The sequence below is a fragment of the Peribacillus phoenicis genome, from assembly GCF_047238085.1.
Classification (GTDB): Bacteria; Bacillota; Bacilli; order Bacillales; family DSM-1321; genus Peribacillus.
In genome coordinates this window covers 3,476,530-3,489,549 of the sequence record NZ_JBDFMF010000001.1, presented here as the reverse complement: position 1 = coordinate 3,489,549, position 13,020 = coordinate 3,476,530, and the positions used below count along the sequence as shown (strand labels likewise).

Genomic DNA, 13,020 nt, shown 5'->3' with positions numbered 1-13,020 from the left:
TATGTTACCTGGACAAATGGGTGGCCAGCCAGGCCAATTCGGGGGCGTTCGTGCGCCTGAAACATTTGGGATACCGACATATGTAGATGAAAGCGATGACTACTAATTATCAAGGAGACAGTGTTTTTAACACTCGTCTCCTATCTTATTTAAATCGTAAGCCAAAGAATGTCCGCCATATTCAAAGCAGTGTCTATTTAATAACTTTTGAAAAGGGTCATCCAATGATCCTTAAAGGATTCGATAGCTTTGAAAAGTGGGATCGGCAAAGAGAATTGACTTCTTTGTTAAAACAAAAGGGTTTTCATCAAACGTATTATATTCATCAGAATTTAATGCCCTTTGAATTTAAAGGGAAATGGTATGGGAGTATGGACTATTTTCCGCCGAGTAAGAAAAAATTCAGATATTCCAATCATAAGGACCGTTTAGAGGGAATTAAGTTACTGGAAAGCTTCCATGATGTGTCGGAACATCTCTCCATTAACGCGCCTGTGTTCAATCAATCAAAAAAGTGGAAAGAACGTTTATCACTTTTTAAAAAGAACTTTTCTTATGTTCGCCAATATGTTTCCGAAGATATTATCAAGGAATGGATTAGATGGGGTGAGTGGGCGCTAGAGGGGTTTGATAAAAATCAGTCTTTATGGAATAAGGAAAAGAAAGTAATCATTCATGGTGATTGTGCCCACCATAATTTCTTGCGCAGAGCGGACGGCACTTTGACTTTAATCGATTTTGACTTAATGGCAAATGCCCCGAGGTGCATTGATTATTTACAATATGCAAATCGAATATCGCATCATTTGGAAGATGCGGCCACCGAGCTGTGGGATGTGCCGCAATTGCAAAGGTATCAGTCAGATCTGGCCTTTTTATATGCTTTAACTTATCCTACCGATATTTTCCGTGAATGGAATCGTCTTAATAAAAGTTCTTCCCAGCTTCATTCGGTCTGGAAAATGACCGTGGAAGGTTTTTCGGAGCGGATGGCGATGAATGAAAAATTGGCAAAAAGGATTTCTTCCCTTAATAGGAATTAAAACGGGTTTTTGGCCGTATCTTACAGAGTACATTTCCCGTTCGACACCCATGCTAATTATGAGCGGAATATAGCTCATTCAATTGCAATGGGAGGGTTATTGGTGCAGAAAATAAAATGGGCACAGCCGCTTTGTACGGTATTGGCCGCCGTCAGTTTGGTTGGATGTGCTAATAATGATACTGCGGAAGATGAAAATATCACGAATGATACAGGATACCATGAAAAAGATGCATTGGTACGCAACATCAATTATGAGAATATGGTGCAAGGTTTATACAATAAAGATGATGCATACAGTAAGAGTGACCGTAACTACCATGGACATGAGAGTAAACCGCTAAAGGCGCGATCATCTTATTATAATTCTTATGAAGGCGCTTTAGCCGACAAAGTCAATGGTGTCGCCAATAAAGTGGAGCCGGTCATCGATGCCAGGACGATCATCATGAAAGACGAAATGCTGGTAGCCTTGCTGCTTGATGACTACAGCCAAGCAAAAGATGTTAAAGAAAGAATCAAGAAGGAAATCGGACCGCTTACCAATGGCCGTACCCTATATGTCACCACCGATGAAGGTGTCTATTTCAGGACGATGACACTTGATAACAATCTTCGGGATGGAGACACTAGGGAAATGATCATTTTGGATGCCAATGACATGTTCGATAATCTTAACATTCACGAAAATCACTTGAAATAATTAGTGGGCTGACCCGATATGGAGTCAGCTCTTTTTTGATTTTTTTCTGGTTAATAATCCTTATTTGGGTCAAACTACATAAAAAGTAAACGCCTTAAGAGGTGAGTATATTGATTAATCAACTCAGAATCCAATTTTTCATGACGCTTTTCATATTGCCATTTTGCTTAACCGTTTTTGCCGAAGAAACCGTTCAAAAGGAAAATGATCCAATTGAGAGGAAGGTCATTCTTCAGCGTATGTATCTGGATGGCGAGTTAAGTGAAGAGAAATTGACAGAAACCATTTGGTCGATGGAGGACTTTTGGTCAAAATATGAAGGATGGAAAGTAGTCGATCAAAATGAAGAGCAGATTGTCATGAAGAAAATTGAAAATGACATATCTCCGCTTTTAAAAGCGAATGGTTACCTTGGGATGAGGGAAGATGGTACGTTATCCATTTTTATCGGAAGGCCTGAGCACGCCAAGATCATTCATACTTTCTACCAAATAGACGTTGGTAAACTTGAAGCATACAAGCAGGAGGAACTGCAAAAAGGGATTCCGATCATGAATAAAGACCAATATAAACAGCTCATTAAAGAATATGAGCCATATTCGGTAAACTAGGGTGGGATTACACCCCATCTTTCAGACTGTAGACAAACTCGATAAGGATGGAGTTTGTCTACAGTTTTTTTAGTATTTTACATTGGCCGTTGACTTCCACTGCAGGCACTCGCTTTCCGCGGGCGGTCCGCCCTCGGCGCCTTTGCGGCCCCTTGGACGCGTATTTCCCGCAGGAGTCTCGCACACCCGTTCCAATCAACTTTGTTTTAAGCATAGTAGTAACACCCGGAAATCCTTGTGAAAAGACTTTGCCGATTATGAAATAACTTTTAATGAACAACACCCCCTTTTTATGATAAAATGAGAGGTACAGCAAAATCAGGGAGAGAATTAATTTGTATGATTATATAAAAGGTAAGGTCGATTATATTGGACCTGAATACATAGTTGTGGAAAATGGGGGGATCGGATATCAAGTGATGACGCCGAATCCTTTTATTTTTTCCGCTCAATACCAGAAAGAAATTCAAGTTTTCTTGTATCATTATGTTCGTGAGGATATGGCCGCATTATACGGATTCCAGACTCGTCAAGAAAAGGCGTTATTCACAAAATTATTGAATGTAACCGGAATCGGGCCGAAGGGTGCTCTAGCCATATTGGCATCTGGCCAGGTTGATCAGGTGGTGCAGGCGATCGAAAATGAAGATGAATCGTTTTTGGTGAAATTCCCGGGAGTCGGAAAGAAAACGGCACGGCAAATGATCCTCGATTTAAAAGGGAAACTTGAAAATATTATTCCGGATGCGTTTCCAAGCTTGTTTAACGAAGGAGTCACGGCTGCACTCAGTCCAAATGGTTATACAGAGGAGTTGGATGAAGCCGTTCTTGCATTGAAGGCTCTTGGTTATTCTGAAAAGGAAGTCCAAAAGGTTGCCAAGAAATTGCAGTCTGAAGATATGACGACCGAGCAATATATTAAGAAAGCATTGCAAATGATGTTAAGATAAGGAGTGGCGCAATGGAGGAGAGAATATTCAATCAGGAAGCCGATTTGAACGAACTGTCCTTTGAACAAAGCTTGCGGCCGCAAAACTTAAAGCAATATATCGGACAGGATAAAGTGAAAGCGAATTTAGGTGTATACATCGAAGCGGCAAGGATGCGTGAAGAAACGCTCGATCATGTACTTTTATATGGACCGCCTGGCCTTGGAAAGACGACGCTTGCCGTCATCATCGCCAATGAAATGGGTGTGAATATCCGCACGACTTCCGGTCCCGCCATTGAGCGGCCGGGAGATCTGGCGGCCATTTTGAGTGCACTTGAACCGGGTGATGTATTGTTCATTGATGAGATTCACCGTCTTCCCCGTGTCGTTGAAGAAGTTCTATACCCGGCTATGGAGGACTTCTGTCTGGATATTGTAGTCGGTAAGGGACCGGAAGCCCGTTCGATCAGGATCGACTTGCCGCCGTTTACCCTCGTAGGGGCCACGACACGTGCAGGCTCACTGTCTGCACCGCTCAGGGACCGTTTTGGCGTTTTGAGCCGTCTTGAATATTATACGGAAAACCATTTGACTGATATCATCATCCGTACGGCAAGAATCATGGATACGGAAATGGATGATCAAGCAGCGGCAGAGCTTGCAAGAAGATCAAGGGGCACACCGAGGATTGCCAATCGGCTTTTACGGAGGGTCAGGGATTTCGCCCAGGTACGCGGTGATGGTACGATAACGGCCGAACTTGCCGATTATGCGCTGGAATTAATGCAGGTCGACCGTTTAGGACTCGATCATATTGACCATAAATTACTTAAAGGGATCATTGAAAAATTCCGTGGCGGGCCCGTGGGTCTGGAAACGATTGCGGCAACGATTGGCGAAGAGGCACATACGATCGAAGATGTCTATGAACCATATCTGTTACAAGTCGGTTTTCTTCAGCGTACCCCAAGAGGCCGGATGGCAACACAGCTTGTTTATGAGCATTTCGGAATGGAGATGCCTGAATGATGAATATACCAAAGATGGTCATGATTTTGGGTGTGATTATATTCGTGATTGGTTTTGCGATGAAATATATCCATCTCGGCAGGCTGCCGGGAGATATTTTTCTGAAAAAGGGGAATACGACGTTTTACTTTCCCATCGTTACATCAATCATCGTCAGTGTTGTATTGTCCGCGATTTTTTATTTGATCGGCCGTTTTAAATAATGATTACAGCTTGATAGACACGTAAGGAAGTGGAACAGATGAAATTGGATATGTTTGATTTTCATTTACCGGAGGAACTGATTGCCCAAGTTCCTTTGGAGGATAGAGAAGCAAGTAGATTGATGGTGCTGGACAAAGAAACCGGCAAGCTTGAGCATGATGTATTCAGCCATATCACGGAATATATCAAACCGGGAGATTGCCTTGTGTTGAATGATACGAAGGTGCTTCCGGCCCGGCTATACGGCAGTAAAGAAGGAACGGGTGCAAAAATCGAAGTCTTGCTGCTTAAGCAAGAGCATGATGATGTATGGGAAACGCTTGTGAAGCCGGCCAAACGGATTAAAGAAGGCTCGACGATCGTTTTCGGCGATGGTAAGCTGAGTGCTGTTTGTACAGGTGTACTTGAGCATGGCGGCCGAATCCTTGAATTTAAATATGAAGGCATATTTTATGAAATATTGGAGAAGCTTGGCGAAATGCCGTTACCTCCATACATCAAGGAACAACTCGACGACCAGGACCGCTATCAAACGGTTTATGCGCGGGAACGGGGATCTGCAGCCGCACCTACCGCTGGCCTGCATTTTACGGAGGATTTGCTCGGGAAACTTAAAGGGATGGGTGTCCACATCGCCTTCATCACGCTGCATGTTGGGCTTGGTACATTCCGTCCGGTAAGTGTCGACGATATAGATAGCCACGAAATGCATTCGGAATTTTATCAAATGACGGAAGGCACTGCCAGATTACTGAATGATGTGAAAGAAAAAGGCGGGAAAATCATTACGGTCGGCACTACGTCCACAAGGACATTGGAAACGATTGCGTCCCGCAATGATGGGGTTTTCAAGGAAGAGAATGGCTGGACGAGCATCTTCATTTATCCTGGATATGAGTTCAAAGGGATCGATGCGATGATAACGAACTTCCATTTGCCCAAATCGACTTTAATCATGCTTATTTCTGCACTTGCAGGCAGGGAGCATGTACTTCATGCCTATGAAACGGCTGTGGAAGAAAAATACAGGTTCTTTAGTTTTGGAGATGCAATGTTAATTAAGTAATATAAGAGTGAGAAGCTCTTGAAGGGAGTTATTGCGTTGACTGCAATACGATATGAGTTAATCAAAACATGTAAACAGACAGGGGCACGGCTAGGCCGGGTCCATACACCGCATGGTTCTTTTGAAACGCCGGCATTTATGCCGGTTGGAACGATGGCTACTGTCAAAACGATGTCCCCGGAAGATTTGAAACAAATGGGGGCAGGCATCATCCTGAGCAATACGTACCACCTATGGCTGCGTCCGGGGCATGAAATCATCAAGGAAGCTGGCGGATTGCATAAGTTCATGAACTGGGATCGGGCGATTTTGACCGATTCAGGCGGCTTTCAAGTCTTCAGTTTAAGCGAGTTCCGCAAAATTGAAGAAGAGGGTGTGCATTTCAGGAACCATCTGAATGGCGATAAATTATTTTTATCTCCGGAAAAAGCTATGGAAATACAAAATGCGCTTGGCTCCGATATTATGATGGCATTTGATGAATGTCCGCCATTTCCGGCGACTGAAGAGTATATGAAGAAGTCAGTTGAACGGACATCGCGCTGGGCTGAACGCTGTTTGAATGCACATGAGCGTCCAAATGACCAAGGGCTGTTCGGAATCGTTCAAGGCGGGGAGTTTGAAAATCTTCGCAAACAAAGTGCAAAAGACCTTGTCTCCCTTGACTTCCCGGGTTATGCTATTGGAGGGTTATCCGTAGGGGAACCGAAGGATATCATGAACCGCGTCCTTGAGTTTACAACTCCGCTACTGCCATCTGACAAACCGCGTTACCTTATGGGGGTCGGTTCACCGGACTCATTGATCGATGGTGCACTCCGCGGTGTTGATATGTTTGACTGTGTACTGCCGACGCGAATCGCACGTAATGGCACGCTCATGACGAGCAATGGGCGGCTGGTTGTGAAAAATGCGAAGTATGCACGCGATTTCGGTCCAATCGATGAAAATTGCGATTGCCATGTTTGCAAGAATTATAGCCGGGCATATATCCGCCATTTGATTAAATGTGAAGAAACCTTTGGTATTCGCCTTACGACTTACCATAATCTTCATTTTCTGTTAAACTTGATGGAACAGGTCAGACAAGCTATTCGAGAAGATCGTCTTGGAGACTTTAGGGAAGAGTTTTTTGAGCAGTATGGTTTCAATGAACCAAATGCGAGAAACTTCTAATTCCATAAATATTTTAATGAACGAAAGGAGTGAATATACTTAAATGGGTTCTTTAGCACAAATACTTCCGTTGATTTTAATGTTCGTATTGTTCTATTTCTTATTGATCCGCCCGCAGCAAAAACGCCAAAAGGCTACGCAAAACATGCAAAGCAGTTTGAAAAAAGGTGATAAGGTTGCTACTATCGGCGGCATGCACGGAACAATCGATGCAATCGATGAACTGCAAATCGTCATTAAATCACCAGACGGTACAAAACTGACTTTTGACCGTGCAGCAATCCGTGAAATTACGGAAAGCGCACCGAATAAAGAAACATCCCTATAAAACAAACGAAAACCGGGCCATGTGCCCGGTTTTTTGCTGTCTTTTTTTAATCGGAGCGTGAGTCTGAACTCATGTTGACCCCAAGAACGCCACCCATCATGGCCGTAATCACAAAACAGCCATAGTATATCCATTGCTTGATGGTGAAAAGTGCATCGTGACCTAAATATTGAAAAAGGAACACGAACAACAGATAAAGCAGCCCAGTGCTTCCGCCCAAGAATAGTCCTTGCTTTTTCCCTTTGCCTCCTGAAATGAATCCACCAATGAACAGCGATAAAAAGGACACGATCATGACCACGTATGTCAGGGATGATTCCGTCAGTGAAGTAAAACGAAGAAGGATGGAAACGATTAAACTAGCAATCATCGCTATGGCAAAGATGGAGCCTACGCCATAAATTACGGCGACACTCATTTTTTTAGTTTCGATGGGTATTCCTCCTTTTTAAAAGGCTGATACGTATAGCCTGTTTATGTGTTTGTACAAGCATATTCCCGATATCGAACCTTTAGACCAGGTTTAAGAAGCTTCCCGTAAAATTAGAAAATATTATGGAGTAATTTTTCAATTCCCAAGCCATCCTATGGATGAAGGAAGTGTTGTTAAAGTGGATATCTATCTAGGGATCATTTTTCGAACGGCGGTAATCTATCTGGTCATCTGGTTCCTTTTTCGAATGATGGGGAAGCGGGAAGTTGGGGAACTGAGCGTTCTCGATTTAGTGGTATCCATCATGATAGGGGACATTGCTGTGCTATCCTTTGAAGATTTGGAAAAACCGTTTATCCGACAGACTATCCCAATGTTTGTCCTCGCGATCCTCCAAATTACATTGGCATTTGCCTCATTGAAAAGTGTCAAATTACGCAATTTCATGGACGGCAAGCCGCAGATCATCATTAATCAGGGGAAAATAGATGAAAAAGCGATGCGCAGACAAAGATATAATTTTGATGACTTATTGACCCAACTTCGTGAACAAGGAATTATTGATATAAACGAAGTTCAATTTGCCATCCTTGAAACTTCAGGAAGGCTCTCGGTGATTAAAAAAAGCGACGAAGAAGGGTCAGAAAGTCAGGTACCATTCCCGCTAATTGTTGACGGAGAGATACAGGAAGAAAATCTTGATAAAATTGGGAAAAACCATTTTTGGCTTCTGAATCAGTTAAAAAAACATGGAGAAACGAAGGTTAAAGAGATTTCGATTTGCGGATACATAGATGGCCAATTTTACATCGATAAAAATGAAACGAAGAAATGAACCGAAGCCCTTGGATGCTTCGGTTCATTTTATTTCCAAGCGAATTTTGATAAAAAGCCGCCCACTACGGGAATCCTGATCAGATCCGCCTTTTTTATGCTGCCGGTCATAAGCAGGAAAAATGTGAACAGCAGGATGACGACGGTCACGGAAAGCAAAAGCCGTATGCCAAGTGGCTGTGAGGAGAGCGGGAATTGATAAAGATAATAACCACCCCATCCGGAAATTAATGCAAGAACCAAAGCTGACAAATAGCTGCGGAAATGAAGCGTGAAAGGGACGACCTTCAGCACGGTTGAAAAATGCAGGAAGGTAACGAGCATCGTACCGACGGCTATCCCGATTGCGGCTCCCATGATTCCGAAACTTTCCTTTGACGCCAGCAGCCAGATCACACCGATTTTAAGGATGTTGCCAGCCAGGCTGTTGAACATTGCGGCCTTTGCAAGATCTAGTGCTTGCAGCATGGATTGCAGCGGATATTGAAAGTAATAAAGGATGAAAAAGGGTGCCAGGAATTTAATGAATACGGCAGCATGCGAAGAGCCGTACATGACTTGTAAAATGGGTTCGGCAAAGATGAATAAAATGACGATAGCTAAACAGCCTGTGATAAAGGTGATCTTCAGTGCCTGCTGAAGCCTGTGTTCAACGAGTAAAAAGTTTCCGGTCGTACGGGCTTCACTCACTGCCGGGACAAGTGCCGTCGCCAATGATGACGTAACGAAGGAAGGAAGCATGAGTAAAGGCAGGGCGTACCCTGTCAGCTCCCCATATTGACTGGTCGCTGCGGCCGCGGTGACTCCGGCAAGTGCCAAACTCTGGGCGACCACTATCGGTTCGAAAAACCACGAAACCGATCCAATCATCCTGCTCCCGGTGGAAGGAAGGGCAATCCCCATCAATTCGGTGAATGTTCCTTTTCCGGATTTGACATTCTTGAAGAAACCCTTTCTGAACTTAAAATGTTTCTTTAATTTAAAGCTGGTCAATAAGTAGATGAGAGATACAAGCTCACCGATAATCGATGCGAACATCGCCCCGGCTGCAGCATATTCGATTCCATATGGCAAAAAGGCCTTCGTCAGGACGGCTATGAAAGTGATTCGGGCCACCTGTTCGATAACTTGTGAGAAAGCGAAGGGCTTCATATTTTGCTTGCCTTGGAAATAACCGCGCAGTACGGAAGATATGGCGATGATAGGTACGATAGGGGCAATCGCCATGAGCGGCCATAACGTCCGTTTGTCAGTGAATAGGTATTCTGAGAGAGCCGGCGCGAAAAGCAGCATCGCAGGAGTGAAAATCATCGATAGAGTAAAGGTGCAGGCCAAAGAAACGACAAGGATTTTCTTGATTTTCCGTTCATCACCTCTGGCATTTGCCTCAGCCACGTATTTCGAAATGGCGATTGGCAGGCCTAACTGGGTTATGTTCACGACGAGAAAGAGGGTCGGTAAAGCCATCATATATAAACCAACGCCTTCTTCGCCGATGAAGCGGGCGATGACAATGCGGTTAATGAAACCAAGAACCCTTGTAATCAGGCTTGCGATTAATAATATCAGCGTCCCTTTTAAAAATTTGGACATTGAACTCCCTCCCTGCCTTCTCAAAAAAGCGGTTATGCTATACAATTATCTATATGCTTGTACTTGGACAAAGCATGACAAAAGTGTTTGTTTGCGTTCTAACAAATGATTAGAAACCCTTCTAAGAAAATGCGCATTCATTTGAGAATCATTTTTACTGGAGGCAAAGTGATGGCAAAAAAGAATCATCCCTATCAAAGGTATTATCTAAAGGTGCGTCCATTCTTGAAGAGCAAGCGTGAGGAATTCCAAATGGTCGGATTGAATGCCGTAACGGAGGAAGACATATGGGGAACCTTAACCAAAAATAAATGGAAGCGTCCGCAGGAAAACATTCACATACATGAACTTGTCGCAGATATCGTGACATTTTCGAGCAACCAGTTCATGACTTTCCAAATGGTCGAAGCTTATAAATCACCAAACCTATTTGAGCCGCTTTCTGAAGAGGAACTGAAGGAACTTTTGAAAGAATGACGCAAAGATATACTTAAATTGACAGCTGTTTGTATTTGACTCATAATAGATATGGTTATGCTTTTTTTGGAAAAGCATGGAAAGCTGTGTCTTTTTTCTTAAACAGCAAAGGGAATGCAGTTATCATTTAAACAAAAAATGACAGTTTTTTTAACTTCAGGAACAGGCGTATTATAGAAAGGGGCCTACTACATAATGGTAAAAAGAAGCAGGATCGTTGCGTTTTTTCTAATCGCACTTTTGATTTTCGCAGCGATGGGGACGACTTCAAAAGGAATCCTAAAGGATATCAAGCTGGGTCTTGATCTTCAAGGCGGTTTTGAAGTGTTATATGAAGTAAAACCGCTGAATGGGGAAAAGATCACCCCCGATGTTTTACGGGCTACAGTAAGCTCACTTGAGCGGCGTGTCAATGTTTTGGGTGTTAGCGAGCCTAACATTCAAATCGAAGGGAAAGACCGGATCCGCGTTCAATTGGCTGGGGTCAAAGACCAAAACAACGCTCGGGAAATCCTCTCGACACAAGCTAAATTATCCTTCCGTGACTACAACGATAAGGAAATGATGACCGGTGCCGATCTGAAAGAAGGCGGCGCGAAACAAACGTTCCAAGATAATCAACCGGTTGTTGAAGTCACATTGAAAGATGTGGATAAATTTAAGGACATCACTCAAAAAATATCCACGATGGAAAGTCCTACTAATGTACTTGCAATCTGGCTGGATTTTGAGGAAGGAAAAGATTCCATCAAAGATACCTCTTCACAGGACAATATGATTTCAGCTCCAGCTGTCAGTGAAGTTTTTAATACGAAGAAGGTGTATATTACCGGTCAATTCACGGTGGAAGAAGCGAAAGAGCTTGCAGCCCTTCTGGATGCAGGTGCCCTGCCTGTTGATTTGAAAGAAAAGTACTCCACTTCAGTAGGTGCCCAATTCGGTGCAGGTGCCCTGAATGATACTATTTTTGCAGGAATCATCGGAATTGCACTTGTTTTTATCTTCATGCTTGTGTATTACCGCTTCCCGGGATTCATTGCAGTCGTCACTTTAAGCATATACCTTTTCTTGACGCTATTAGTGTTTGATTGGATGAATGCGGTGCTCACTCTGCCTGGTATTGCGGCATTGGTTCTCGGTGTCGGGATGGCTGTCGACGCCAATATCATAACCTATGAGCGAATCAGGGATGAATTGAAACTTGGCAGATCCGTTAAGGCAGCTTATAAAGAAGGTACCAAGAATTCACTTGCTACAATCACGGATGCCAACTTAACGACCTTGTTGGCTGCGGCCGTACTGTTCTATTATGGAACAAGCTCGGTTAAAGGGTTTGCCACCACTTTGATCATTTCGATCTTAATGAGTTTCATTACAGCCGTTTATGGTACACGCCTCTTCATGAGCCTGTGGGTGAATAGCGGATTCCTCGACAAACGTACAACATGGTTTGGCGTGAAGAAGAAGCACATTCATGATTTATCCGAGAAAATGGATTTAATGTCATTGCCAACACGCTTTGATAAAATCGATTTCGTCAAACATCGGAAAGTTTTTTATGGCATTTCAATCGGTGTCACCATTATCGGGATCATCTTCCTGCTCGTCTTCAGATTGAATCTTGGGATTGATTTCACGAGCGGTACCCGCATCGAGATTGCGTCCAACGATGTTTTAACGAAGCAGCAAGTCGTAACCGAAATGGAAAAGGTCGGTATTGACGAGAAGGATATCAAGGATGTCAGGCTCGCTGGACAAGACAATAAAAATGCTGTCGTTCGGACAGTCGGTGTCCTCGATAAACAAGAGATTGCTGAATTGAAGGACCATTTCAAAAAGGATTACGGAGCAGAACCGAATGTCAGCACCGTATCACCGACTGTAGGGAAAGAGCTTGCGAAAAATGCCATGAAATCGTTAGCGATTGCATCAATCGGTATCATTTTGTATGTATCGATACGATTTGAATGGCGAATGGCCGTACCTGCTGTGGTTGCGCTTATACATGATGCATTCTTCATCATCACGATTTTTAGCTTACTCCGGCTCGAAGTGGATATCACCTTCATTGCTGCGGTTCTGACGATTGTCGGTTATTCGATCAATGATACGATTGTAACCTTTGACCGTATTCGTGAAAACCTGCGCTTCAGCCGTAAAATCAAAACCGCCGAAGAGCTTGAGAACATTGTGAACATCAGTATCAGGCAAACTTTGACGAGATCCATTAACACGGTTCTGACCGTTCTAATTACAGTTATCGGGTTGATGATCTTCGGTAGTGAAGCTATCCGTAACTTCTCCATTGCGCTGTTTATCGGTTTAATATGCGGCGTGTATTCATCGCTATTGATCGCTTCCCAATTCTGGCTTGATTTGAAAATCAGGGAATTGAAGAAGAAAGGTCCGCTGAATACCGCAAAAGAAAAGAAACAAAGTCTTGAAGGACAAGTTTAATAAGTGAGAGGGGGCTGGCATGATGCCAGCCTTCTTTTTGTTAAACTAAGTTTATAGGATAGGGAATTACAGCCATTTATGAGTTTAAAATAAAATTGAAACTGGTATATTCGTTTTGTATAATGAGTAAGTTGAG

The 13,020-nt window shown here is 43.3% G+C and carries 14 protein-coding genes; 12 read left to right on the top strand and 2 right to left on the bottom strand.

Annotated elements, in window-relative coordinates; genetic code table 11:
* Positions 1 to 95 precede the first annotated feature (95 nt).
* The 9 genes from ABC374_RS17125 to yajC all read left to right on the top strand — a co-directional run bounded on the left by ABC374_RS17125 (position 96) and on the right by yajC (position 7,090).
* Positions 96 to 1,043: a phosphotransferase gene (locus tag ABC374_RS17125; RefSeq protein WP_413019104.1), complete on the top strand. Its 948-nt coding sequence runs from the start codon at positions 96 to 98 to the stop codon at positions 1,041 to 1,043.
* 102 nt (positions 1,044 to 1,145) lie between these two features.
* On the top strand, positions 1,146 to 1,745 hold the full coding sequence (locus ABC374_RS17120) for a YhcN/YlaJ family sporulation lipoprotein (RefSeq protein WP_413019102.1): 600 nt from the start codon (positions 1,146 to 1,148) through the stop codon (positions 1,743 to 1,745).
* A gap of 110 nt (positions 1,746 to 1,855) precedes the next feature.
* A complete protein-coding gene (locus ABC374_RS17115) occupies positions 1,856 to 2,356 on the top strand; it encodes an intercompartmental signaling factor BofC (RefSeq protein ID WP_230176806.1) in 501 nt (166 codons plus the stop codon).
* Between the two features lie 335 nt (positions 2,357 to 2,691).
* On the top strand, positions 2,692 to 3,306 hold the full coding sequence (gene ruvA, locus ABC374_RS17110; RefSeq protein ID WP_350299598.1) for a Holliday junction branch migration protein RuvA: 615 nt from the start codon (positions 2,692 to 2,694) through the stop codon (positions 3,304 to 3,306).
* Between the two features lie 11 nt (positions 3,307 to 3,317).
* Positions 3,318 to 4,316: a Holliday junction branch migration DNA helicase RuvB gene (gene ruvB, locus ABC374_RS17105; RefSeq protein ID WP_413019099.1), complete on the top strand. Its 999-nt coding sequence runs from the start codon at positions 3,318 to 3,320 to the stop codon at positions 4,314 to 4,316.
* Positions 4,313 to 4,519 carry a DUF2905 domain-containing protein gene (locus ABC374_RS17100; RefSeq protein ID WP_034308809.1) on the top strand — a complete coding sequence of 69 codons (207 nt, stop codon included), beginning with the start codon at positions 4,313 to 4,315 and terminating at the stop codon, positions 4,517 to 4,519. The genes ruvB and ABC374_RS17100 overlap by 4 nt, the downstream gene beginning before the upstream one ends.
* 38 nt (positions 4,520 to 4,557) lie before the next feature.
* Positions 4,558 to 5,586, top strand: a complete 1,029-nt coding sequence (gene queA, locus ABC374_RS17095; protein WP_350299596.1) for a tRNA preQ1(34) S-adenosylmethionine ribosyltransferase-isomerase QueA — start codon at positions 4,558 to 4,560, stop codon at positions 5,584 to 5,586.
* A 36-nt stretch (positions 5,587 to 5,622) separates the two neighbouring features.
* A complete protein-coding gene (gene tgt / locus ABC374_RS17090) occupies positions 5,623 to 6,762 on the top strand; it encodes a tRNA guanosine(34) transglycosylase Tgt (RefSeq protein ID WP_034308807.1) in 1,140 nt (379 codons plus the stop codon).
* A gap of 43 nt (positions 6,763 to 6,805) precedes the next feature.
* On the top strand, positions 6,806 to 7,090 hold the full coding sequence (gene yajC / locus ABC374_RS17085; RefSeq protein ID WP_214773395.1) for a preprotein translocase subunit YajC: 285 nt from the start codon (positions 6,806 to 6,808) through the stop codon (positions 7,088 to 7,090).
* A gap of 46 nt (positions 7,091 to 7,136) precedes the next feature.
* Here yajC and ABC374_RS17080 read toward each other — a convergent pair whose 3' ends face one another.
* On the bottom strand, positions 7,137 to 7,508 hold the full coding sequence (locus ABC374_RS17080) for a TIGR04086 family membrane protein (RefSeq protein ID WP_413019096.1): 372 nt from the start codon (positions 7,506 to 7,508) through the stop codon (positions 7,137 to 7,139).
* Between the two features lie 193 nt (positions 7,509 to 7,701).
* On the opposite strand from ABC374_RS17080, the gene ABC374_RS17075 reads away from it, so the two are divergent.
* Positions 7,702 to 8,358: a DUF421 domain-containing protein gene (locus tag ABC374_RS17075; protein WP_350299595.1), complete on the top strand. Its 657-nt coding sequence runs from the start codon at positions 7,702 to 7,704 to the stop codon at positions 8,356 to 8,358.
* 29 nt (positions 8,359 to 8,387) lie between these two features.
* Here ABC374_RS17075 and spoVB read toward each other — a convergent pair whose 3' ends face one another.
* Positions 8,388 to 9,950, bottom strand: a complete 1,563-nt coding sequence (spoVB, locus tag ABC374_RS17070; protein WP_413019093.1) for a stage V sporulation protein B — start codon at positions 9,948 to 9,950, stop codon at positions 8,388 to 8,390.
* A 171-nt stretch (positions 9,951 to 10,121) separates the two neighbouring features.
* Between spoVB and ABC374_RS17065 the strand changes: the two genes are divergently transcribed.
* Both ABC374_RS17065 and secDF read left to right on the top strand, forming a co-directional pair.
* Positions 10,122 to 10,427, top strand: coding sequence for a post-transcriptional regulator (locus ABC374_RS17065; RefSeq protein WP_137020410.1), 306 nt, complete (start codon positions 10,122 to 10,124; stop codon positions 10,425 to 10,427).
* Between the two features lie 195 nt (positions 10,428 to 10,622).
* Positions 10,623 to 12,884 (top strand): protein translocase subunit SecDF, encoded by a 2,262-nt coding sequence (gene secDF, locus ABC374_RS17060; RefSeq protein WP_350299593.1) that lies wholly within the window; start codon positions 10,623 to 10,625, stop codon positions 12,882 to 12,884.
* Positions 12,885 to 13,020 lie beyond the last annotated feature (136 nt).

What these genes read in the sequence shown, in the direction of transcription:
- ABC374_RS17125 (WP_413019104.1), top strand. Translation starts at nt 96, where the DNA reads ATGACTACTAATTATCAAGGAGACAGTGTTTTTAACACTCGTCTCCTA.
- ruvB (WP_413019099.1), top strand. Translation starts at nt 3,318, where the DNA reads ATGGAGGAGAGAATATTCAATCAGGAAGCCGATTTGAACGAACTGTCC.
- ABC374_RS17100 (WP_034308809.1), top strand. Translation starts at nt 4,313, where the DNA reads ATGATGAATATACCAAAGATGGTCATGATTTTGGGTGTGATTATATTC.
- queA (WP_350299596.1), top strand. Translation starts at nt 4,558, where the DNA reads ATGAAATTGGATATGTTTGATTTTCATTTACCGGAGGAACTGATTGCC.
- yajC (WP_214773395.1), top strand. Translation starts at nt 6,806, where the DNA reads ATGGGTTCTTTAGCACAAATACTTCCGTTGATTTTAATGTTCGTATTG.
- ABC374_RS17080 (WP_413019096.1), bottom strand. Translation starts at nt 7,508, where the DNA reads ATGAGTGTCGCCGTAATTTATGGCGTAGGCTCCATCTTTGCCATAGCG.
- spoVB (WP_413019093.1), bottom strand. Translation starts at nt 9,950, where the DNA reads ATGTCCAAATTTTTAAAAGGGACGCTGATATTATTAATCGCAAGCCTG.
- ABC374_RS17065 (WP_137020410.1), top strand. Translation starts at nt 10,122, where the DNA reads ATGGCAAAAAAGAATCATCCCTATCAAAGGTATTATCTAAAGGTGCGT.
- secDF (WP_350299593.1), top strand. Translation starts at nt 10,623, where the DNA reads ATGGTAAAAAGAAGCAGGATCGTTGCGTTTTTTCTAATCGCACTTTTG.